A 22,692-nucleotide genomic window follows, 5' to 3' on the forward strand; every position below is an offset into this window, starting at 1 on the left:
GACAGTCAGCATGGTGAACGGGGTTCCCGATGACCGTACCCCCGGGCAGGCTGGCACTCATGCGCCGACCGGCTTTTCCTACCTTTCCGTCTTCCTTCCCCTCCTTCCCTTCCTTCCTGTCCCGGCTGCCCGTTGATCCCTACGTGGCCGCGCTGCTCGGCACCGTCCTGCTGGCGGTACTGCTGCCGGCCCGGGGCTCGGCGGCGACGGTGGCCGGCATCGCCGCCAAGGTCCTGGTGGGCCTGCTCTTCTTCCTCTACGGCGCCCGGCTCTCCACCCGGGAGACGGTCGAGGGACTGCGCCACTGGCGACTGCACACGGCGGTCCTCTGCTGCACCTTCGTCATCTTCCCCCTGCTCGGGCTCGCCGCCCGCGGCCTCGTCCCCTACGTCCTGACCCCGAGCCTCTACGACGGCTTCCTCTTTCTGTGCCTGGTGCCCTCCACCATCCAGTCGGCCATCGCCTTCACCTCCATCGCCCGCGGCAATGTGGCGGCGGCCATCTGCGCGGGCTCCTTCTCCAGCCTCGTGGGCATCGTCCTCACCCCCCTTCTCGCGGCGGCGCTGCTCGGCAACAGCGGAGCGGGCTTCTCCCTGGACTCGCTGCTGTCGATCGTCCTGCAACTGCTCGCGCCCTTCCTCGCCGGCCAGGCGCTGCGCCCCTGGATCGGCGGCTTCATCAGTCGCCACCGCACCATCCTGGGCCGGGTCGACCGCACCTCGGTGCTGATGGTCGTCTACGTGGCCTTCAGCGCCGGCATGGTGCGTGGCGTCTGGAGCCAGGTGACGCCGTGGCGGCTGCTGGCCCTGCTGGGCGTGGAGGCCGTCCTGCTGGCGGTCATGCTCTTCGTCAGCGGCTACGGCGCGCGCCGGCTCGGCTTCTCCCGCGCGGACCGGATCGCCATCGTCTTCGCGGGGTCGAAGAAGGGCCTCGCCGCCGGACTGCCCATGGCCACCGTCCTCTTCGGAGCCGAGTCCAGCCTCGCGGTGCTGCCCCTGATGCTCCTCCACCAACTCCAGCTGATGGTCTGCGCCGTGCTCGCCAAACGCTTCGCCCGCCAACCGGACACCGCCCCGTCGACGGCCGGCCCCTCGCAGACGGACCCCTCGCCGGCGGACCCCTCGCCGGCGGACCTCTCGCCGGCGGACCCCTCGGATACCGGCCCTTCCAAGGCCGGTCCCCAGGGCACTGTCCCCTCCCAGGACACCGGCCCCTCTCAGGACACTGTCCCCTCCCAGGCCGACGTCCCGGACGTTGGTGCGCGGGAAGTTGACGCCCCGCAGGCCGCGCCGAGTGAGGCGGTGCCTGTCCGGCCCGAGATCACGACCGGCCGGGCGCGGTAGGCGGACCGGCCGCACCGCCCTTCACGCCGACCCCATCGCTCTTCAGGCCGACCATCGCCCTTCACGCCGACCCCATCGCCCTTCACACCGACCGCATCCCCCTCCACGTCGACCAACGCCTTCACGCCGACCGCGTCGCCGTGCGCACCGCCACGCGTCGCCGTTCACGCCGGTCGCAGGACCACCTTCCCCTGGTTGGCCCGCGATTCCATGATCTCGTGGGCCTTCGCGGCATCCTCCAAAGGCAGCTCGGCGTGGACGCACGGTCGTAGCCGGCCCTCGGCGTGCAGCGCCCAGAGGTCCTGCCGCCACTCCTCCATCAAGTCGGGCCGGTGGCGGGCTATCAGGGCCATCTGGAAGCCGATCGCCGATTTCGCGCCGACCAGCAGGTCGTACGCCCGGAGAGTGCCCCCGCCGGAGCTGTAGGCCACCAACCGCCCACCGGGCGCGAGCGCTTGCAGGGCGGGGGAGAGGAGGTCGCCGCCGACCGCGTCCAGGATGACGTCCACCGGTTCTCCCCAGGACTCCTCCTCGTAGGTGACGGCCTCGTCGGCGCCCAGCGACATGACGAACCCGAGCTTTTCCCGCGAGCCGACCGCCGCCACCACACGGCCCGCCCCGCGGGCCCGGGCGATCTGCACGGCCAGATGCCCGGCACCGCCGGCGGCCCCTGTGACCAGCACCGACTCGCCCTCGGCGGGCCGTGCCGCCTCATAGGCGCCTCTCGCGACGAGCCCGCAACGGACCAGGGCGACGGCGTCGGTGGCGCTCGCGCCGTCGGGGATCCGGGAAGCCATCGAGGCGTTCAACAGGGCGTAGTCCGCGTACCCGTCGCCGAAGCAGAGGCCGGTGACCCGCTCGCCCGCCCGGAACCCGGTCACGTCCGGACCGACCGAGACGACCTCTCCCGCCACGTCACCGCCCAGGCCGGCGGGATGAGGCAGCCCGCCCTCACGGACCTTCCGCGTCACGGGCAGGGTCACGCCGATCGCCTCGACGCGCACGAGCAGTTCGCCCGGGCCGGGGCGGGGGACCTCCGCCTCCTCGACCCGCAGGACCTCGGGGCCGCCGTTCTCGTAATAGCGGACACGTCGCATGGTGCACCTCCACAGCCGTCGGACGCCGGACACCTTCATTGGGGGTCCCAACGGTTAAGACTGTAGCGGATTCCGTTGGGGATTCCCATGGTTTTTCGTGGGAATTCCCAACGAGTCCGGGCTACCCTCGACGCATGGCACACACACGTACGGATCCCGGCACCGGCGAGCCCGCCCTCGGCCACATCCAGTCCCTCCCGAGCTGGCTGCTCAACCGCGCCTCCGCCCGCGGCCGCCGCCTCGTCGCCGACGCGCTCGCGCAGGACGGCATGCGCATGCCCCACCACGCCGTGCTCTCCGCCGTGGCCGATCTCGGCCCGGTCGCCCAGGCGGAGCTGGGCCGAACGACGGGGTTCGACCCCAAGGACATGGTCGGCATCCTCAACGACCTCCAGGCGCAGGAGCTGATCACCCGCGCCCCCGACCCGTCCGACCGCCGCAAGAACGCCATCACGCTCACCGCCGAAGGCCGCAAGCGCCTCAACCGCCTCACCGAGCTGGGGGACGCGGCCAACGAGGAACTGCTGTCCGCTCTTTCGCCGGCCGAGCGGGAGCTGTTCCTCGCCCTGCTCGCCCGCGTCGTCGACCAGGGCTGACCCGCTGTGAGGCGGGTCCCGGCCTGCCGGTGGGGAGGGTGTGAGGGCAGGGTTGGGAGAACCCCCGAGGGGCCCGCGGGATCGGTGTAGGGGGAAGCCCTGAAGTGACCCCGGTCCAGCCCTGATATTCGGCCAAATCCGGGACGCCCTCCCCTCGGATCTGGTGGGATGGCTTCGCGCGAAACTCCCGCCCCGTGCGCAGCCGTCGGCGTATGACATGCCGAATCCCAGCACCGCGAAAGGAGCCCGAGTGACCCTGCAGCAACTGCACTACTCCTGCTCGTCCGCGGCCTCGGGCCCCCGCTTCACCGCCGCCAGCCCCGACCTGCCCGCTCTCCTGCTCGGGGAGACCGAGCCCCTGCTCACCTACGAGCCGCCGGACACCGCTCCCGCGTCCGGCCCGGCCCGCGCATTCCCCGCCGGCTCCACCGACCCGACCGCCTGCAACCCCACCGCCACCAGCCCCACCCCCACCGCTCCCTCCGGCTCCCCCGCGGGCACCGGCGAACTCGTGGACCTCCCCGTCGTCTTCAGCCACAATCGCCTCTCCGACGGCACCCGGCTGCTCTGCCGCACCGTGTGTACCGGCACCTACCTCCGCGGCCGGCGCCACGCCTTCCACGCCCACGCGGTCCGGTTGACACAGGACGGGCCCTTGCCCGGCGGCCTGTTGCCCATCGAGGCGTGGGAGTCCCCCTCCTGGGCCGAGACCACTCCGGACGACGGAGTCCCCGTCCCCTTGGCGGCCTTCGCTCCGGCCCGCCGCATCGGCAAGGAGGGACTGCTGGAGTTCGTCACCGCCCGTGCCGAGCGACTGGAACCCTTTCTCACGGACGTCCGCTCCCTGTTCCGCAGTCCCGACTCGCCTCAACTCCTCGTGATCGAACGGGACACGACCCGCATCGCGCACTGGATCGCCGTCGCCAGCGCCGTACTCCCGCGTGAGCACGCCCACCGGCTCACCTTCACCACCTACACCCGTCGGCCACTGCTCGCCCGGCACCAGATCGTCGGCGCCCTCCCCGGGTCCGACTTCGACTACGCCCACGTCGCGGCCGACCGGCGCTACCGCGTCCACGACTGCGCGGGCGGCCAGTCCAGCCCCGTCCGGGACGAACCCGACCCCTGGGCCGTCGTCGCCGCCCGGGTGCTCCTGGCGGGCAAGCCCGCGCTGTTCACGGAGGCCGCCCGGCTCCGCGCCGCCGGTGACCGCGACACCACGCACGACGCCGGTCGGCTCGCCGCCGTCGCGCTCCGCGAAGGGATCGCCCTCGACTCGGCGGGACGGGCGGCCGCCGCCCGCTGGGCCCGTCAGCACGGCCACCACGGTCAGCAGGTCCGGCCCGGGCGGAACGGGCGGCAACCCGCGGACGACCGCATGGACAGAGCGGACGGAGTGGAGAGGGCGGACAGAACGGACGGCCCGGGCGGAGCGGTTCCGAACGCGGTGCTCACCGCCCTGGCCCGGGGCGGCACCCCCCGCACCTCGGCGGAATGGGCCGCCCTCGCCGAACTCGCCGATGACTTCGGCCCCTTGACGGACCACCCCGCGGGCGAGCGGCTCAGACGCGACCTGCGCGCGGAGCTCGACCGCGCCGCCCCCGGCGAACCCCTCGAACAGGTGCTGTCCCTCCTCCGCCTCGCGGAGGCCCTGCGCGTCGACCACACCCCCGTACTCACCGCCCGCCTGAGCGCCGCCCTGCTCGGTGACGCCCAGCAGGACCGCGAACGGGTGTGGGCGGCGGTCACCGGACGCCCGGGACTGACGGCGGCGGTCCTCGACGCCCTGGAGCGCACCGCGGCCACCGGCGACCCGTCGTCCGTCGTCCGCCTCCTCACCACCGGCTTCCCGAAAGAGCGGTTGGTGGACCACCCCCACCTGCGCATGGCGGCGGCCGTGGCGGGCCGGCCGCTCCCGCCCGACCAGGACCGCACCGACCTCCTCACCGCGCTCACCCGGGCGGCCGGGCGCCGCCACGGCTCCGACCCGGCCGTCCTGCGCACCGCCTACCGGCTGATCTGGGGCAGCGCCCGGCCCACCGCCGCCGAGGCCGCCGCGCTGCTGTCCCGGCTGCCCGCCGAGCGGCACCGCGCCGCGGGCCTCGACGACGTGCTCGTCCGGTCCGCGCTGGAGAGCGGCCCGGACGACGAGCACGCGCCCGCCGTCGCCCGGACCCTGATCCTGCGGTGCGGTCAGCGGCTCGACCCCCGCCGGCGCGCCGCGCTCCTCCTCCTCGACCAGGCGGGAGCCCTCGCCGACGGAGAGGAACAGCCGGGCTTCGCCGCCAGGGTCCTCGCCCTCCGCGAGCAGGCGGCGCCGCTGGAACCGGCCATCGACGAGCGGGTGTGCGGCGCCCTCCTCCGCAGACTGCTCTCCGGCGAGCCGTGCCACGACGAGCTGTCCGCGCTCGTCCGCTCCGGCGACGAGGAACTGCTCACCGCCTACGCCCGCATGGCCCGTAGCGGACTGGCGGACCTGGTCCTCCGCCGCTCACCCGAGTTCGCGGGCGTGTGCTTCATGGCCTGGAACGCCGAGGCCGGCGAGAGCGATCTCTGGGACGACCTCCGGAACGATCTGCTGGTCACCGTGCTGCGCCCCGCCGTCCGCCGGATGACCCGAGAGGAGTTGGACGAAGTCCAGTGGTTCCTGAGTGAACAGGACGGCGCCTGGGGCGAGATGTTCCTCGACTGGAACAGGCGCCCCGGGGTGCTCGGCAGGCTCGGGTCCCTGTGCCGGACGGCGGGGGCGCGGGCGCGACCGGACTGAGCTTGCCGGGCCGCCCGCGCCCGGCCGCAAAGGCGCGAAAAGCGCCCGTCACGGCATCACAATGCGCTCCTCGCCCGCGTAGACATTCATCGACGACCCGCGCAGGAACCCCACCAGGGTCATCCCCGTCTCCACCGCCAGGTCGACGGCCAGGGACGAGGGCGCCGACACGGCGGCCAGGACGGGGATCCCCGCCATGGCCGCCTTCTGCGCCAGCTCGAAGGAGGCCCGCCCGGAGACCAGCAGCACGGTGCCGGACAGGGGCAGGGACCCCTCGCGCAGCGCCCTGCCGACGAGCTTGTCGACCGCGTTGTGCCGTCCGACGTCCTCGCGTACGTCCAGGAGTTCGCCCTCCGCGGTGAAGAGGGCCGCCCCGTGCAAGCCGCCGGTGCGGTCGAAGACCGTCTGGGACGCCCGCAGCCGATCGGGGAGGGTGGCCAGCAGCGCGGGCGAGAGGCGGACGGGCTCCGGGCCGTCCGAAACCGGCCAACGGGCCGTGGTCCGTACCGCGTCCAGGCTGGCCTTGCCGCACAGTCCGCACGACGACGTGGTGTAGACGTTGCGTTCCAGGCTCACATCGGGGACGGGCACGCCGGGAGCGAGCCGGACGTCGACGACGTTGTAGGTGTTGGAGCCGTCGTCCTTGGCCCCCGCGCAGTAGACGATGTTCGCCAGGTCCTCGGCCCGTCCGAGCACCCCCTCGCTGACCAGGAACCCGGCCGCCAGCGCGAAGTCGTCGCCCGGCGTGCGCATGGTGATCGCCAGCGGTTTGCCGTTGACCCGGATCTCCAGCGGCTCCTCCGCCACCAGCGTGTCGGGGCGCGTGTTCACCGCCCCGTCCCGGATGCGGATGACGCGGCGGCGTGCGGTGACCCGTCCCATGCTGATCGGTTCCGTTGCTGTCGGCGGCGGCGGACGGCTCATTCTCGCCGGAGCCGGTGACGGACGGGGAGTCGGGTCCGACGGTTGGGCCGGGGGCCGGGGGCCGGGGGCCGGGGGCCGGGGGCAGGGGGCCAGGAACCGGGAGCCGGGCGAACGGGCGGGGGCGGCGGCGACCCCTCCCGCAACCCCCCCACCCCTTACCGGCGGTCGTACGTGACATGGGCCTCATCGCGTACGAGGCACCCTGCCGCCGGCCCGGACAGGAGGCTACCGTTCGGTAGGCAACGTGCTGTTCCCCGCCCCGACTGTGCACCGAGAGCGGAGAAACCTCATGGCACCGACCCTCAACACCCTCGTCCTGCGCCCCGGCGCCGAATGGGACACCGCCTGGCGGCGCTGCCTGGACACGGCCCCCGAGGCGTTCCGGGACGACCGCGTCCTCAACCTCTGGAACGGCGCCTGGCACGCGGACGGCCGTCCACTGCCCGCCGTCACCCCGGTCGACGGCACCCCCGTCGCCGGGCCCCCGCGCCTCGACGCCGAGGCCGCCCACCGGGCCGTACGCGCCGCGCTCGATCAACACCGCGCCTGGCGCGAAGTGCCACTGGCCGATCGCAGGGCCAGGGTGAGCGCCGCGCTGGACGCCCTGGAGGAGCACCGCGACCTCCTCGCCCTGCTCCTGGTCTGGGAGATCGGCAAGCCCTGGCGGCTCGCGCGGGCCGATGTGGACCGCGCGATCGACGGGGTGCGCTGGTACGTGGACGGCATCGCCGGGATGACCGCGGGCCGCGTCCCGCTCGCCGGTCCGGTGTCGAACATCGCCAGCTGGAACTACCCGATGAGCGTGCTCGTCCACGCCATGCTCGTCCAGGCGCTGGCGGGCAACGCGGTGATCGCGAAGACCCCGACCGACGGCGGCCTGTCCTGCCTGACGCTGGCCTGCGCTCTCGCCGTGCGCGAGGGCCTGCCGCTGACCCTCGTCAGTGGCAGCGGCGGCGAGCTGTCAGAGGCGCTCGTCCGGGCGCCGGAGATCGGCTGCGTCTCGTTCGTCGGCGGGCGGGACACCGGCGCCCGGGTCGCGACCGCCGTCGCCAACCTGGGCAAACGCCATATTTTGGAGCAGGAGGGCCTTAACACCTGGGGCATCTGGAACTTCAGTGACTGGGACACCTTCGCCCCGCAGATCCGCAAGTCCTTCGACTACGGGAAGCAGCGGTGCACGGCCTACCCCCGCTTCGTGGTGCAGCGCTCGGCGTTCGCGGACTTCCTCGCCGTGTACCTGCCGGCGGTACGGTCCGTGCGCTTCGGGCATCCGCTGGCCACGGAGTGGCCCGCGGACGATCTTCCGGACCTGGACTTCGGCCCGCTGATCAACGCGGCCAAGGCGAAGGAGCTCACCGACCAGGTGGCCGAGGCGATCGACCGGGGTGCCGTCCCGCTGCACCAGGGCTCCCTGGCGGACGGACGCTTCCTGGCGGGCCAGGACCGGAGCGCGTACGTCCCACCCGTCACCCTGCTCAACCCGCCCCCGTCGTCGCCCCTGCACCACGCGGAACCCTTCGGTCCTGTGGACACCATCGTCCTCGTGGATACCGAAGCGGAACTGCTCGCCGCCATGAACGCCAGCAACGGCGCCCTGGTCGCGACCCTCTCCTGCGACGACCCCGAGACCTTCGGCCGCCTCGCCCCGCAGATCAGGGCCTTCAAGGTCGGCCACGGGAAGCCGCGCTCGCGCGGTGACCGCGACGAACTGTTCGGCGGTTTCGGCGCGTCCTGGCGGGGCGCCTTCGTGGGCGGGGAGCTGCTGGTCAAGGCGGTGACGCAGGGTCCGTCAGCGGAGGAACGCCTGCCGGGCAACTTCCCGGACTACCACCTGATGCCCTGACGCGGCCGACGGGACCGCCGTGGCCGCACGCCTACCGCTACCCGCGAGACGCAAGGCGTGACGTGACCCGTGAGACGCGACGCCTGACGTGACCCGTGAGGCGCACGTGCTCCACGCGCCCGTACCCCGCGCGCACCCCTGGGCGGCCCGGCGGCACCCCGCCCACCGCCCGGCCCTGACCTCCCCCGACGGCGGAAACCCCGCCGACCGGGGGTCCTCTTTCCCCGAGCGACACCGAAGACGCCGGGTATGCCCATAAACACCCTTTATGGGCAGCCCAAAAGCCCTGGTCAAAGGCGCTCCGAAACCTTGATAGAGTTATCCATGTCGCCGCGGGGAACGCCCCGAGGAGACAACACCTAGTCCGGGTGGCGGAATGGCAGACGCGCTAGCTTGAGGTGCTAGTGCCCTTTATCGGGCGTGGGGGTTCAAGTCCCCCCTCGGACACATATGAGAACCCCAGCTGAGCTGGGGTTCTTTTGTTTGTCCGGCGGTTCGCCGACGGGTCGGACCCCGGTGATCTTCTGCGGGCACCTGGGCGGCATAATCGGACATCCGGGGTGAAAGCCCTGATTCGATCCCGCAACCGCAGGAGCAGTTCATGATCTTCATCGTCGTCAAGTTCACGATTCGTCCGGAGCGGAGCGACGAGTGGCTCGGTCTCGTCGAGGACTTCACCCAGGGCACCCGGCGGGAGCCGGGCAACCTGTTCTTCGAGTGGTCGCGGAGCGTCGAGGACCCGAACCAGTTCGTGCTGGTCGAGGCGTTCAAGGACGGCGCGGCCGGCGAGGTGCACGTGAACTCGGAGCACTTCAAGAAGGCGATGTCCTGGATGCCCGACCTGATCGCCAAGACCCCCGAGATCGTCAACGTCGAGGTGCCGTCCGAGGGCTGGTCGGCGATGGCGGAGCTGTCGCCGCGCGGCTGACCCGCCCGACGGCCGAGGCCCCGTTCGCCCTCACGTAGAGGGCGGGCGGGGCCTCGGTGTCTTTGGGTACCGTGCGGAGGCGCGCCGCACGGTGCCAGGAGGGGTGGGGATGACGGCCGAATCGTTTTACCGGACCGAACCGTCGGAGGGTGCCGCCTGGCGGCTCGCGATTCTGATGGGCGCGAACACGCGCACGTACAAGTTCGCGCTCGGTTCCGCGCTCCTCGCCTGTGCCGAGCGGGGCGAGGACGCCGCTCCGCTCCGGGACGTCGCGGCGGCGTACGCGATGGGCGTCGTCGGCCGGCGTGCCGACGCGCCCCAGGCCCCGGCCGGGACGTCCGGAGGGGACGCCGACTTCCTGGCCGTCGCCGCGCGGGAAGGGGAGGAGTCGAGGAGGCTCGGCCGGCCCACGGAGGCTCTGCTGGACGCCGCCGTCCGGACCATGCCGGGAATGGTCATGCGGAAGTTCCACAATCTGCGGGGCGGTACCGAAGTGCCGCATCGTTTCTACGAGCTGACCGGCCGCGGGGCCGGGCGTGTCGTCCGGCTGACCCCGCAGCTCCGGCGGCTGGCGCGGGATGGGCAAGCTTGCGTCCTGCGCGCGGAGCTGGAGGCGCGGTGGAGCATCGTCGAGAGTTCCTTCTCGGCGGCGGTCGGGCGCAGCCTGATGAGCGACGGCGTCCGCGTGGACTGGGGCACGCTGACCCTCACCGACCGGCGCAGGCGCCGGTCGGTGGCCCGGGTCGGGGACGCCCTGATCGGGTTCCAGCACGGCCGGTGCCTCATCTGCGGGGACGGCATCGTGCCGGGGGACGGGATGGCCGTGGACCATGTGTTCCCGTACGCCCTGATGCGGCGGTTCGGCGGGGCCTCCGCGTGGTCGGGGCCCGATCTCGACGTGATCTGGAACCTGGCGCCGGCGCACCCGCGCTGCAACGGCGCCAAGAGCGACCGGCTGCCCACCGCCGCCGAACTGGCCGGGCTCGCCCGGCGCAATGAAGCGATCATGGGCTCCCCGCATCCTCTGAAGAAGACGCTGGAGTTGACTCTCGCGGCGGCCGGAGGCGGCGGGTGGCCGGAGTTCCTGCGAGCCGTCCAGACGGTGTGCTGCTGAGGGAACTCGTGGAGCGGGGCCCGTGCCAGGCCGTCGAATCCCTTGAACGGACAGGGTGGTTCCGGTTGTTACGGGGGAATAGGGGATCTTTCGGGAAGATCGGGAGAGAGGCGCCATTGAAGGCGGGGTGGGGGTTCCCGCACGATTGGGGCGAAGCGGTGGCGTCGGGGAGGGCGGGGCGGCGTGGTGGAGGTTCGGGACGTCGTGGTCGTCGGTGCCGGGCCCACGGGGCTGGCCCTGGCGATCGCGCTGCGGCGGTACGGGCTGGACGTGCTCGTCGTCGAGAAGGAGCCGAGTACGAAGCGCGAGGCCCGGGCGTGCGTCATCTGGCAGCGGGCCCTTGAGGCGCTGCGGGACCTCGGGTGTGCCGAGGACCTGGTCAGGGCGGGTGTGGTGGTGCGGCGCGGGTCGTTCCGGGTGCGGGGGCGGCTGTGCGGGGAGTACGACCTGGCCATGCCGGGGACGGCCTTCCCGTGTCCGCTCGCCATCGAGCAGGACACCACCGAGCGGCTGCTCCGCGGCCGGCTGCGGGCGCTGGGGGAGGACGTCGGCTGGGGCACCGAGGCCGTGGCGGTGCGGGTCGGGGCGGACGGCGCCGAGGCCGACCTGCGGGGGCCGGACGGGCGGGGGCGCACGGTCGCGTGCCGGTGGATCGTGGGGTGCGAAGGGGCGCACAGCGTCGTGCGCAAGACCCTGGGCATTCCCTTCGAGGGCGAGCGCCGGACCGGCCTCCAGGCCGTGCAGATCAACGCCAAGCCCGACTGGCGCTTCCCGCTGGACCGCGACCTCACCCAGATCTTCATCCAGCGGGGCGTCTCCCTCATCGTCAGCCCGCTGCCCGGTGGAGCGAGCCGGTTCTTCGCCTTCCGGGACGACCCCGCGCCGCGCAGCGAGGAACCGCCCGGCGTCGAGGAGATGCGGGCGCTCGTCGCCCGCGCCACCGGCGACCCCGACGTCCGGCTGGTGCCGACGGACCCGCCCTGGATCAACCGGGCCCGCTTCCACGACCGCCTCGCCGCCTCGCTCCGCCACGGCGCCGCCCTGCTCGCCGGCGACAGCGCCCACCTGTGGGCGCCCATCGGCGGACACGGCCTCAACGCCGGGCTGTGCGCGGCCCACAACCTCGGCTGGAAGCTCGCGGCCGTCCACCAGGGGCGCTGCCGCGAGGAGTTGCTCGACACCTACTCCGACGAGCAGCGCCGCACGGCCGCCGGCGTGATGCGGGACATGCGCCACAACATCATCGAACTCCCGCCCGGCCCGCTGACGCTCGCCGCCCTGAGCCTCGCCGCGCCGGTGGTCATCGGCAGCCGGTGGGCCGAACGGCGGACGCGGCTGATGATGAGCGACTTCGCCCGGCACCACCGGCCCAGCGCCCTCTCCGCCGACACCGCCGGCCGGGGGCCGCTGCGCGCCGGCGACCGGCTGCCGGACCTGGCCGTCCGCGACCACGACGGCCGCCGGCGGCGCCTCCACGAACTGCTCTCCTACCGCAGGTGGACGCTGCTCGTCTTCGAGGGCGGGGACGAGAGCGGGGACGGCGAGGGGCGGAGCGCGGAGCCGCCGGGGCTGCCGGAGCGGTACCGCGCGGCGTTCGAGGTGTTCCGGGTCCGCCCCGAGGCCGGTGCGGCCGGTGCGGTGCCCGCCGGGACGCTCCTGCTCGTCCGCCCGGACGGGTACGTGGGCCTCCGCGCGGCCGTCGGCGACCGGCGCGCGCCGGCCGCCTACCTGGAACGGTGGTTCGGCTGAGGACTGAGGACTGAGGACCGAGTGCCGAGGACTGAGGGCCGAGGGACTCAGCGGTCCGCGCGCACCACCATCCTCGACGGTCCGTGGAAGACCAGGTCGTCCGCGTACCGCACCGGGCCGTCCGGCTCGTCCGCCGCGAGCCGCAGCCCCGGCAGGCCGGTCAGCAGCCGGCGGAGACCGGTCTCCGCCTCGACGCGGGCCAGCGGGGCGCCGAGGCAGTAGTGGGCGCCCAGCCCGAAGCCGCAGTGGCGGCGGGCGTCGCGGAGGACGTCCAGCCGGTCGGGGTGCGGGAAGCGGCGCGGGTCGCGGTTGGCCGAACCCAGGACCAGGGTCACCTTCTCGCCCCGCCGGATGGTCCGCCCCCCGATCTCGCCGTCCTCGTGCGCGCGGCGGCTGATCAGCTGGACCGGGCCGTCGTAGCGGACCAGTTCCTCCACCGCCCCCGGCAGCGACTCCGGCCGCTCGCGCAGCAGCGCGAGCTGGTAGGGGTGGGCCAGCAGGGCGAGCAGGCCCTTGCAGAGGAGGTTGGTGGTGGTCTCGTGGCCGGCCGTGAGCAGGTGGACGCAGGTGCCGACGAGGACGTCGTCGCCCAGCGGCTCCTCCTCGGCCGCCCGCAGCATGGCCGATATCAGGTCCCCTTTGTCTCCCACCCCCGCCGGGTCGGCGGTGCGGCGCCGGGACAGTTGGGCACGGAAGTACGCGTCGAGTTCGCGAGCCGCCGTGTCCGCCACCCGGTAGGCGTCGCTCCGCCGGGCGGCGCGGGCGTTGGTGGCCTGCTGGAGGTCGACCGCCCGGGCCCGGAACCAGGGCCGGTCGTCCGCCGGCACCCCGAGGAGTTCACTGATCACCAGGAGTGGGAAGGGCGCGGCGAACCGGTCGACCAGGTCGGCCCGCCCGTCCTCGTCCAGCGTCTCGGCCAGGTCGGCGACGAGCCGGCCCGCGAGTTCGTCGACGCGGGGGCGTAGCCGCTCGACCACGCGGGGCGTGAAACTCCTCGCGACCAGCGCGCGGACGCGGGTGTGCCGCGGCGGGTCCATGAAGACCATCCAGTCCGACGCCGTCCGCCGCAGATGCGGGCACCCGGCGGGCAGCGGCGCGGGCAGGCCGCCGCGGCCGTACCGGCGGTCGGAGAGGACGGCGGTGACGTCGGCGTGACGGAACAGGTACCAGCCGTCGTCGGCCCGGTGCACGGGGTCGTCCTCGCGGTAGCGCTCGTAGAGGGGGTACGGGTCGGGGATGTGCACATCGGAGAGGCGGAAGGGGCCGAGGAGTGTCATGGGTGCCTCCGAGGTGCGGATCTGTTGGGTGTGCGGGTTTGGTGAGGGGGCGGGTTTGGTGGGTGTGCGGGTGTGGTGGCGGACCACTGGGCGTCGGGTCGCGTGGTGAGGTGGCACCCGGCGTCGGACCAGTTGGCGTTGGACCGTCCGGTCTTGGGCTGCCCGGTGGGAGACCACCGGACGGCGGGTCGCGCGGTGAAGTGGCACCCGGCGTCGGATCAGCCGGCGTGGGGCCACCCGATCTTGGGCCACCCAGTGACGGATCACCGGACGTCGGGCCGCGTGGCGATGTGCCACCCGTCGTCGGCAGAGCCGGCGATGGACTACCCGCCCTTGGTCCACCCGGTAACGGGCCGCCGGATGACGGGCCACCGGACGACGGACCACTGGACGACGGGCCGCCGGACGACGGGCCGCCGAACGAGGTGCCTTCGAGCGGCCGTTCTCGGCACGCGCTCACCGTGCCCCCCGTACGGTGTCCACCAGCAGCCCCGGGTCCAGCGGTGGGCCGTCGGCGCGCCAGGCCACGTGGCCGTCCGGGCGCACCAGGACGTACGGCCTGCCGTACAGCCGCGCCACCAGCCGGTCGTGGCAGTGGGTGACCGCGAGTGGCACGCTCCGGCGGGCGAAGGCGTCGGTGAGGGCGTCCGGCGGTGGGGCGTCCGCGAAGCACAGCAGGCGGAAGCCGGTGCCGAAGAGGTCGAGCGTCGACGTTCCGCCGCTGAGCCAGGCGTGCGGGGCGCGGGCGCCGGGCAGGGCGCCGGAGCGCCAGTCCCCGTCGTCGCCGTCCGGATCGGTGACGATCAGCGGGGAGGCGTAGCGGTGGCCGAAGTGCAGGTCGGGGGCGTCGAATTCGGTGTGGACGGCCTCGCTGCCCAGCCGCCGGGCCAGTGCCGCACGGGCCCGGTCGCCCTCTGGGGTGTCCAGCAGGATCTCCTGGGGGAGCGTGCGGTCGACCGTGCGCCGCAGGTTGGCTCCGGCCGCCGCCAGACCGCGCTCCGCGACCGGACGGCGTTCGGTCGCGTACGCGTCGAGCAGTCCCGGCCCCGCCCAGCCGGCCAGCTCGGCGGCGAGCTTCCAGCCGAGGTCGGCGGCGTCGCCGATGCCGGTGTTCATGCCGAAACCGCCCGCCGGCGGGAGGGTGTGCGCCGCGTCCCCGGCGAGCAGCACGCGGCCGACGCGGTAGCGGTCGGCGATCCGGTGGGTCAGGTGCCACACGTGCTCGGACACCACCTCCAGCGGGGTGTCCACGGCGACGGCGGACCGCAGCAGCGCCATCGGATCCTGGTGCCGCGCCGTCTCGGCGGTGGCGGTCAGCCGGTACAGCCCGTGGCCGTCCATCGACCGCAACGGATAGCGCAGGTCCGGGGGTCGGGTGAGGAAGTAGACGAGGGCCCGGCGGTCACCGAGCCGTGCGTCGAGTTCCGGCGCGCGGAAGAGGATGTTGCGGAAGATGCGGACGGGGTGGCGGGAGGGTGCGTCGACACCGAGGAGCCGGCGGACGGTCGACGTGGCGCCGTCGCAGCCGACCAGCCAACGGGCCCGCACGGTGCGGCGGGTGCCGTCGGCGAGGCGGGTGACGGAGGCGGTGACGCCGGTGGCGTCCTGGACGAGGCCGTCGAGGCGCCGGCCGTGCCGCAGCGGTCCGTCGGGATGGACGCCGACCGCGCGGGCGAGCAGCGGCAGTAGCAGGTGCTGCGGACAGACCTGCTCCGGTTCCGGCGTCCAGGGGAGCGGCGGCCGGCTGTCGGAGGTGCCGAACGCCAGGCGGTGGATCTCGTGGCCGCCGACCGCGGTCACCCACGCCACGTCCAGCGGGTGGTCGCCGGGCCAGCCGGCCGTCCGGATGGCGTGCGCGAGGCCCCAGCGCCGGAACAGCTCCATCGAACGCGGCCCGACCGTACCGACCTTGGGGTGCTCCACCCGCCCGTCGGAGGCGTCCAGGAGCCGGAAGCGGACGCCCCGGTGTCGCAGGTCCAGGGCCAGCGCCAGCCCGACCGGGCCGGCGCCGACGATCAGGACGTCGGTGTCGAAGGGCGCGCTCCGGCCCCCGCTCCCTTCCCCGTCGGCATGCGTGGTCGTCATCCTTCGCGATCCCTCCTCTTCGGATCCGTCGCTCCTGGTAGGCCCCGGAAGAAGTCGGCGTAGAAGGCCGCCATGTCGCTGACCCGGTCCGGCACCCGGGGGCAGGCGCGTGCCGCGGCGGCGAGGTGGGCGAAGCGCAGGGCGAGGGCGCGGCGGGCGACGTCGGGGCGGGGGACGGGCTCGGGCGCGGCCTCCAGTTCGAACGTCGGCCCCGCCGTCCGGCCGCGGCGGCCCGAGTCCATCGTGACCAGCAGTTCCGCCAGCGGGCGCATGATGCCCGTCATGACGTCGATGGAGGCGTTCATCAGTTTGGAGCGGCGCAGACTGCCGTCGGCGCTCTCGCCGAAGTGCTGGACCATGAGGCGCAGCATCAGCTCGTACGCCTGGTTGAACAGCCGGGCGACCGCGCGCGCCTCCAGGTCGGTGACGGGGTCCTTGGCCGCGTCGCCGGTGCCGAGGGTGGGGTTGCGCAGCACGGGATAGGCGGGGTCCCAGGGGAGCAGCCGGCCGTGCGGTCCGGGGGCGCGTTCGGTGGTGAGCAGTTCGCCGATCCGCAGGAACGTCTCGAAGTGCGAGGTCTCCGGCGGGGGAGCGGCGCCGGAACCGCCCTCGCCCTGTTCGGTGATGAGGTCGACGGCGAACAGGGCGCTGGCGAGGTCGTCGACCTCCAGTTGGTAGTCGGGGTGGGCGGTGTTGACGGACTCCCGCAGGAAGAGGTGGTGTTCGCCGCCGCCGCGGCCCTTCTCCACCAGGAACAGGTCCGGGACGCGCCGCAGGCCCTCCCGGATGGCCGCGTACAGCTCGCTGATCGATCCCCAGGCGCCGGGGTGCGGCGCGGGTGGGGCGTGCGGAGTGCCCTCCTGGCGCAGTTCGGGGGTGAGGCCGGCGGGCTGCTCGACGGCGATGTACCGCTGGACGCTGCCGATGCTCAGCCCTTCCAGGGCGAAGTCGAGGGGTACGGGCAGCCGCCCGTTGAGCGTGCCGAAGTCGATCACCGGAACGTGGAACGGTTCGCCGAGCGCCATGATGATGTTGTTGACCAGCAGGAAGTGGATCATCTCCTCGCGGGCGACGTTCAGCAGGCCGCCGCGGATCCCGTCGTCCAGCGTCGCCCCGCCCTGGCCGCAGACGAGTTCGAGCTGGCGCGGGGTCCACAGGCCGCGCCGCACGAGGACGCGGCCCGCGCCGTGCGTGGGCAGGGAGAATGCGGCGTACAAGTACTGGAGCATCACGGCCAGTTCGAGGGTGGCCGCCTGTTTGAGGACGGCCCACAGCCGGCCGCGGGTGGTGATCGGCGGCGGCGCGGTCGGCGGCGCGGGAACGGCGAGCGGCGGGCGGATCCCGGCCTGCTGGTTGCGGAGGTAGGCGAGGAGCAGCCGGGCCTTCGGGTCGGTGAGGTCGCGGGTGGGCGGCATGTAGTACGTGCGGTCCTTGTTGCGCGGGTCGCACATCTGCCAGGCCAACTCGGCGTAGGTCTCGACCTTGCAGCGGTCGGCGAGGCTGAACACCTCGGACTTCATGAAGGTCGACACCTGCTCGTAGTAGGCGAAGACCTCCCGGTGGAGGAGGGCGAAGTCCACGTCCTCGCGCGGGACCGCGTCCAGGTGCCAGTCGTCGGGCAGGACGCGGACCGCCAGCGAGCCGGCGCCCGCCCAGAAGCGGAGCGCGTCCGCGTCGTCGTAGGCGGTCCAGGCGGAGCCGGGGGCGCGGGGGTCGGTGCCCGGGGTGTCGGCGGGGCCGGTCGAGAGCAGGACGCGGCAGGTGCCGGCGCGGTCGCCGCGGAGGAGGAGGCGGGCGTGGCCCTGGGCGTTGGTGGTGAGGGTGCACTCCGGGGTGTACGGCGTGGGGGCGGGCGCGGGTGCAGGGCTCGCGGTGCGCGCTCGGCCGGCCGGTGCGGGGGCGCCGCCGACGGGGCCGTGCGGTACGGCGCCCGGTGCGCCGACCGTTTCGCCGGTCCGGCCGTCCGGTCCGCTGTCCGTTCCGCCCACCGGGTCGTTCGGCGTGCTGCCTGTGCTGCCATCCGTTCTGCCCGACCCGCCCCCCGGACCGGCATCCGATTCCCCGCCCGGTTCCCCACCCGCCTCCTCGCCCCGCCCCGCCCGCACCCCCAGCACCACAGCATCCGCGCAGCGCGCCCCCGGCGTGCCCGCCACGCGGTCGGCGGGGAGTGCGCGCGGGTTGTAGTACTGGCGGACGCGCACCTCCACGGGTGCCGGGCGCCCGCGGACGAACGAGCGCAGGCGCACCGGGACGGCGTGGTCGGCGCCGCGCGCGCGGTCGCGGTGGTGGAGCACCACGAACGCGTCGTCCGACTGCACGACGGCCTCCCGCTCGGCCAGCAGCACCCGCCGCCGCCCGCCGGGAGCCGTCCGGGTCAGGAACAGCCGCTCGTCCCCGGCCTCCGGAGAGCCTGCGGCCCGGGCCAGGGAATCGGCCCGGTCCACGGTGACGAGCCCCGACGTCGCGTCCGAGGGGTACGCGCCGGCGGGCAGCCGGGCGACGAGCGTCCCCGACGCCGTCCACAGCTCCAAGTCGCCCAGGTCCAGAGCGGGACCGAGCGCGTGCAGCGGACCCGGACCCGCCTCCTCCGCCCGATGCGTGACCGGAACGGCGGTGATCATGTCCAGGACCGCGAGATCGTCCGTCAGCCGCAGCGAGAGATGGCGCAACGGGCTCCCGGGGACGGGTTCCAGCAGCCGCCCCGCCGGATAGGTGCGCATTTCGTGCGCGTACCAGGGGGCGACCGTGCCGCGGACGCGCCAGTGCACAGGCGCGTCGGGGACGACGGGGGTGCTCATGCCGTCCAGGGCGAACCGGACGACGAGCCCGTCCGCACCGCCCCCCGCGACCGCCGACCGCAGCGCCTCCGCGACGGGGGAGCGGACCGCGCCGGGCGGCCACTCCGCCTCCTCGCGGACGACCACGAACTGGTGCACGGCGGCGTACCGCAACTGCTCGGCGAGGATGTGCTCGCCGACGTCGAGGATCCGCCCGAACTGCACCCATCGCGGCGGCTGGAAGCCGGTGACGCCCCCGGTGAACAGGTAGCCGTCGTCGTGCGAGCGGCCCAGCCGGCCGACGCCGAACCGGCCGGTCATCAGGGCCGTCGTCCACCGCGACGCGGGATCGAGGTCGAAGACGCGGGCGCGGTTGACGGTGGTGCGCAGGTAGGGGTTGTAGTGGCCCCAGACGTCCACGGCACGCCCGACGACGGGGTCCTCGGTGTCCGTCCGCCCGTCCGGGCCCTGGACGGCGGTGACGCGCGCGTCGAAGAGGAAGTGCCCGTTCCCGTCGAGGTTCCAGCCCGTCGCCACGCTGAAATCGCCGTCCGGGCAGGGGCGTCCGCGGCGGTCGTAGCGGGGTCCGCGGCGGCGCAGCCAGGCGTGGTACTCGGCGGCCGGCCGGTCGGCGGGGAACGGGACGGGCTCCGGTCCGTCGTCGACGAGGGTGCGCGGACCCGCCATGTCCACCAGGCCGTTGCGCGGCCCGGTGGGCAGCCGGGTGGTGGCGACGCCGGCGAAGTGCAGGCGGGGCAGGTCGAAGACGCTCACCGCAGGGCCCCCGCGCGCCCCCGGCGGCCGGATACGCCGATGACGCGGGCCGGCGGCGCGTAGTGGACGACCTGGTGGACGGCGTGCAGCGCGGACTCGATGGCGCCCTCGATCCAGGCGGGCGCCGTGGAGCAGTGCTCGCCCGCGAAGAACAGCCGGCCGGCCGGGCGGGCCGCGCGCAGCCGTTCCATCTCGCACTCGGCCGCCGACCTGCCCCAGCGGGTGGCGCAGCCGCCGCTCCACCGCGACTGCCCCCAGACGGCGCTCGCCGAGCCCAGCACCATGCCGGGCCGCCGGAGCCGGGGGTGGGCGGCGGCGAGTTCGTCGAGGACGAGCCGGTGCCGCCGGCGGGCCGGCAGCCGGCCGATCCGCTCGGCCTCGTCGCCGATGGTGTAACTGGCGAGCAGCGCGGCGCCGTTGCCGGGGGAGTCGCCGACCGCGTCCTCCGCGCGGTCGTCCGCCGCCGGGTAGTAGGTCTGGCGTATCAGCCCCCCGGTGAACGACGCGCCGCCCCGGATGCCCTCCTCCCGCCAGAAGGGCTCCCGGCAGTGGAGCGCCACCTTGGTCGCAGGGCAGTAGACGACGTCCTCGAGCACGGCGCGCTTGTCGTCGTCCACGCCGCTGAGCCGGACCCGCCGGAGTGCCGGGAAGGGCAGGGTGCAGACGACGAAGTCGGCCTGTTCCACCGTGGTGCGCGCCCCGGCGCGGACACGGACGAGCACGCCGTCGTCCCGGACGTCGATGCCGACGACCCGACGCCCGCAGGAGAGGCGGCCCTTGAGCCGGCCGGCGAGCCGGCGCGGCAGCTGGTCCATGCCGCCGTGCAGCCGGAGGAGGGCGGGGCTGGTCTCCGTGAGGATGTCGTCCAGGAAACTGTTGAGGCGTCCGCTGCACCCGGTGCGGATCTCCGGGTGGGCGGAGAACAGGGAGTGCAGGTCGATCCGGTCGCGCGCCGGACCGCGCAGGTGGGGGGCCAGGTCGAGGCGGGCGACGAGGTCGAGGAGCTGGCGGTGCAGGTCGTCGCGGAGCGCCGCGCGCAGCTCGGGCGGGGCGGTGGCGTCGACGACGGCGGTCAGCCAGGCGCCGAAGGCGATGGCCGGGGCGGCGTACCGGCGGTCGCCGCCGCGCAGCGCGAGTTCGGCGCGGAAGGTCTCGCACAGTGGCCCGGAGGCGTCCCGGACCCGGACGAAACCCGTGGGAACGCGCAGGAAGGCGTTCTCCTCGGAGAGGAGCGTGGTGAACCTGCGCAGATTTCCCGTGAGCCCCATCCGGTCGATGTATTCGAGGGTGAGGCGGTGGTGCGCCGGAATGCGCATGGCGCCCAGTTCGACCGTCGGCGCGTCCGGCCCGGTGCCGAAGCGGTGGGTGAGGACGCGCCCGCCGATACGGGTGTCGCCCTCGATCACCTCGACGTGGAAACCGCGGCGTTCCAGCTCGTAGGCGGTGGTGAGCCCCGCCACCCCGGCTCCCAGCACCAGGACGCGTGGTCGCCCGCCCCCGCTCCCGCCGACACCCTCGTCGAATGTGTGCACATGCCAAACTTCAGGCGTGCCGGACATCGTGGTTCCCCCCGCAAATGTGACCTATTTCCATTTTGTGGTTCCTAAAGACGCCACGGGATCGCGAGTCGCACAGCGGTTTTTCCGGACAGGGCGGACTTGTGAGCATTGCGGCAGGTCGGCAGGCCGGAGGCGTAGAGGAATTACGCGCCCGGGGTAAGCGGGACCCCAGGCCGTTGCGGAACACGGATCACGCGGAGCGCTCGCCCGCCGCGCGACGGAAGGACCGCCCGGCCCGCTGTGAGCTCCACGGCAGCCCCACCCCCGGGTCGTACTCCATCGGGAGTACGGAGAACCCCGTTCCCAGGGACGAGGACGCACCGCGCGGGGCGCGGCATCGTGGAAGGTATGAAGGACGACGGTACGGACCACAGGGGCACCCCGTGAGCCTCCTCGCGCTCTCGGTACTGCTCTGCCTGGTGTCCGCCGTCTGCTACGCGGCGGCGGCCATCGTGCAGGAGCGGGTCGCCGCGACGGCCGGCGAGGGGATCCGCGGGCCGCTGCGCAGCGGAGCCTGGTGGGGCGCCGTGGCCCTGACCGGCCTGGGCGCCGGGCTGCACGTCCTGGCGCTCGCCTGGGGACCGCTCAGCCTGGTGCAGCCGATGGGGGCGCTCACGATCGTCTTCGCGCTGCCCATGGCCGCCGTCTTCGCGCACCGGCCCGTCGGCGCCGCCGGCTACCGCGGGGCGCTGCTGGCCACCGGCGGCCTCGCCGGCCTGCTCGCGCTCACCGGGCCGCCCGGCACGGAATCCCTGCCCGCCGGTGAACGTCCGCTGCTCGCCGCCGGGATGGGCGCCGCCGTGGCCCTCACGGCCCTCGTCGCCCGCCGGGCGCGACGGCCCGTCGTCCGCGGCGTCCTCCTGGCCACGGCGGCGGGTGTCGCCTTCGGCATGGGCTCGGTCTTCACCAAGGCCGCGGCCGAGGACGTCACCGGGCACCGGACGGAGGCGCTCCTCCCGACGCTCGCCATCACGGCGGTCCTCGCCTCGGCCGGCATGGTGCTCTCCCAGGCGTCCTACCGCGGCGCGGGCCTCGCCGCCCCGCTGGCCACCGTCACCGTCGTCAACCCCGTGGTGGCCGCGGCCGTGGGGATCTGCTGCCTGGACGAAGCGTTCCGCCACGGCCTGACGGGCGGGGTGCTCGCCGGCCTGGCGGGCGCCGCCGCGGCGGCGGGGGTGGTCATCCTGACGTTCCGGGGCGCGGTGGAGGTGTCCGGTGCGGCGGGGGCGGAGGCGGTGGAGGTGTCCGGTGCGGCGGGGGCAGAGGCGGCGGAGGTTTCTGGTGCGGCCGGGGAGGAGGCGCCGTCGGCGGGTCTCGTCGGCCGGCAGCGGGAGGGGCGGGCACCGGCGTGGCCACCGCTGCCCGACGGCACGGGGGCCGGTCCCGGTCCCGGCGCGTACGGTCCGTGCGTGCCGCCGGACGGGGAGGCGTCCGGGGCGGCGTCTGCGCCTACGGCCGGGTCGGGGTCCGGTTCTTCGTCCACGCCGCCCGGGTCGACGTCCGCGCCGCCCGGGTCGCTTCCCGGGCCGGCCCGGGGGCCCGTCACCCGCTCCGGCCGACGGTGCCTGGTCTCGCCGTCGGCGCGACAGCGGTCCCGGACGGGCTGAGGCGGTGCCGGATGGGCTGCGATGCTCATCCCGGGCGGGCTCAGGGGGAGCCGAACGGGCCAGGGTGGTCCCGGGCGGGCTGAGGCGGTTCCGGATGGCCTGGGGCAGCTCCGACCAGGCCGGCGCGGGCCGGAACGGACTGAGGCGGCCCCGGGCGAGCCGCGACGGTTCCGACCAGGCCCGCGCGGATCCGTACCGGCCCGCGCGGATCCGTACGCGATGACGGCGGTTTCCACGGCCCGCCGCCGCAGC

At 74.1% G+C, this 22,692-nt stretch carries 13 protein-coding genes, 1 tRNA gene and 1 pseudogene; 9 read left to right on the forward strand and 6 right to left on the reverse strand.

Annotation, left to right across the window (positions count from 1 at the left end; translation table 11 throughout):
* Positions 1-59: 59 nt before the first annotated feature.
* Positions 60-1,091, forward strand: a pseudogene (locus J7W19_RS26920) (bile acid:sodium symporter family protein); the annotation flags it as partial.
* Between the two features lie 416 nt (positions 1,092-1,507).
* Here J7W19_RS26920 and J7W19_RS26925 read toward each other — a convergent pair.
* On the reverse strand, positions 1,508-2,440 hold the full coding sequence (locus tag J7W19_RS26925; RefSeq protein ID WP_004942142.1) for a quinone oxidoreductase family protein: 933 nt from the start codon (positions 2,438-2,440) through the stop codon (positions 1,508-1,510).
* Positions 2,441-2,574: 134 nt separating this feature from the next.
* On the opposite strand from J7W19_RS26925, the gene J7W19_RS26930 reads away from it, so the two are divergent.
* Together J7W19_RS26930 and J7W19_RS26935 are read left to right on the forward strand one after the other, a co-directional pair.
* The gene (locus J7W19_RS26930) at positions 2,575-3,036 is read left to right on the forward strand and encodes a MarR family winged helix-turn-helix transcriptional regulator (RefSeq protein ID WP_004942139.1); all 462 of its coding nucleotides are present in this window, start codon (positions 2,575-2,577) and stop codon (positions 3,034-3,036) included.
* Positions 3,037-3,286: 250 nt separating this feature from the next.
* Complete coding sequence (locus tag J7W19_RS26935) at positions 3,287-5,803, forward strand: GTPase-associated protein 1-related protein (RefSeq protein WP_004942138.1); 2,517 nt, start codon at positions 3,287-3,289, stop codon at positions 5,801-5,803.
* A gap of 48 nt (positions 5,804-5,851) precedes the next feature.
* On the opposite strand, the gene fdhD is transcribed toward J7W19_RS26935, so the two are convergent.
* A complete protein-coding gene (gene fdhD, locus J7W19_RS26940) occupies positions 5,852-6,685 on the reverse strand; it encodes a formate dehydrogenase accessory sulfurtransferase FdhD (protein ID WP_004942136.1) in 834 nt (277 codons plus the stop codon).
* A gap of 331 nt (positions 6,686-7,016) precedes the next feature.
* Between fdhD and J7W19_RS26945 the strand changes: the two genes are divergently transcribed.
* The 5 genes from J7W19_RS26945 to J7W19_RS26965 all read left to right on the forward strand — a co-directional run bounded on the left by J7W19_RS26945 (position 7,017) and on the right by J7W19_RS26965 (position 12,361).
* Positions 7,017-8,570 (forward strand): aldehyde dehydrogenase family protein, encoded by a 1,554-nt coding sequence (locus J7W19_RS26945; protein WP_004942134.1) that lies wholly within the window; start codon positions 7,017-7,019, stop codon positions 8,568-8,570.
* A gap of 362 nt (positions 8,571-8,932) precedes the next feature.
* Positions 8,933-9,017: transfer RNA gene (locus J7W19_RS26950), tRNA-Leu, on the forward strand.
* Positions 9,018-9,171: 154 nt separating this feature from the next.
* A complete protein-coding gene (locus J7W19_RS26955; protein WP_004942132.1) occupies positions 9,172-9,498 on the forward strand; it encodes a putative quinol monooxygenase in 327 nt (108 codons plus the stop codon).
* Positions 9,499-9,607: 109 nt separating this feature from the next.
* Positions 9,608-10,612, forward strand: coding sequence for an HNH endonuclease (locus J7W19_RS26960; protein WP_004942130.1), 1,005 nt, complete (start codon positions 9,608-9,610; stop codon positions 10,610-10,612).
* A 183-nt stretch (positions 10,613-10,795) separates the two neighbouring features.
* The gene (locus tag J7W19_RS26965) at positions 10,796-12,361 is read left to right on the forward strand and encodes an FAD-dependent oxidoreductase (protein ID WP_004942128.1); all 1,566 of its coding nucleotides are present in this window, start codon (positions 10,796-10,798) and stop codon (positions 12,359-12,361) included.
* Positions 12,362-12,408: 47 nt separating this feature from the next.
* Here the strand turns inward: J7W19_RS26965 and J7W19_RS26970 are convergent, their stop codons facing one another.
* The 4 genes from J7W19_RS26970 to J7W19_RS26985 all read right to left on the reverse strand — a co-directional run bounded on the left by J7W19_RS26970 (position 12,409) and on the right by J7W19_RS26985 (position 20,806).
* Positions 12,409-13,638: a cytochrome P450 gene (locus tag J7W19_RS26970; protein ID WP_004942127.1), complete on the reverse strand. Its 1,230-nt coding sequence runs from the start codon at positions 13,636-13,638 to the stop codon at positions 12,409-12,411.
* Between the two features lie 456 nt (positions 13,639-14,094).
* Positions 14,095-15,723, reverse strand: a complete 1,629-nt coding sequence (locus J7W19_RS26975) for an FAD-dependent monooxygenase (RefSeq protein WP_004942124.1) — start codon at positions 15,721-15,723, stop codon at positions 14,095-14,097.
* Entirely contained in the window at positions 15,720-19,274 is a 3,555-nt protein-coding gene (locus J7W19_RS26980; RefSeq protein WP_004942123.1) for a ferritin-like domain-containing protein, read from the reverse strand. Before J7W19_RS26980 ends, J7W19_RS26975 begins: the two co-directional genes overlap by 4 nt.
* Positions 19,271-20,806, reverse strand: a complete 1,536-nt coding sequence (locus J7W19_RS26985; protein ID WP_158688752.1) for a flavin monoamine oxidase family protein — start codon at positions 20,804-20,806, stop codon at positions 19,271-19,273. The genes J7W19_RS26980 and J7W19_RS26985 overlap by 4 nt, the downstream gene beginning before the upstream one ends.
* Before the next feature lie 410 nt (positions 20,807-21,216).
* Between J7W19_RS26985 and J7W19_RS26990 the strand changes: the two genes are divergently transcribed.
* Positions 21,217-22,440: a DMT family transporter gene (locus tag J7W19_RS26990; RefSeq protein ID WP_004942120.1), complete on the forward strand. Its 1,224-nt coding sequence runs from the start codon at positions 21,217-21,219 to the stop codon at positions 22,438-22,440.
* The last annotated feature ends 252 nt before the right edge of the window (positions 22,441-22,692 follow it).

Source organism: Streptomyces mobaraensis NBRC 13819 = DSM 40847, assembly GCF_017916255.1.
In the GTDB taxonomy this organism is placed as follows: domain Bacteria; phylum Actinomycetota; class Actinomycetes; order Streptomycetales; family Streptomycetaceae; genus Streptomyces; species Streptomyces mobaraensis.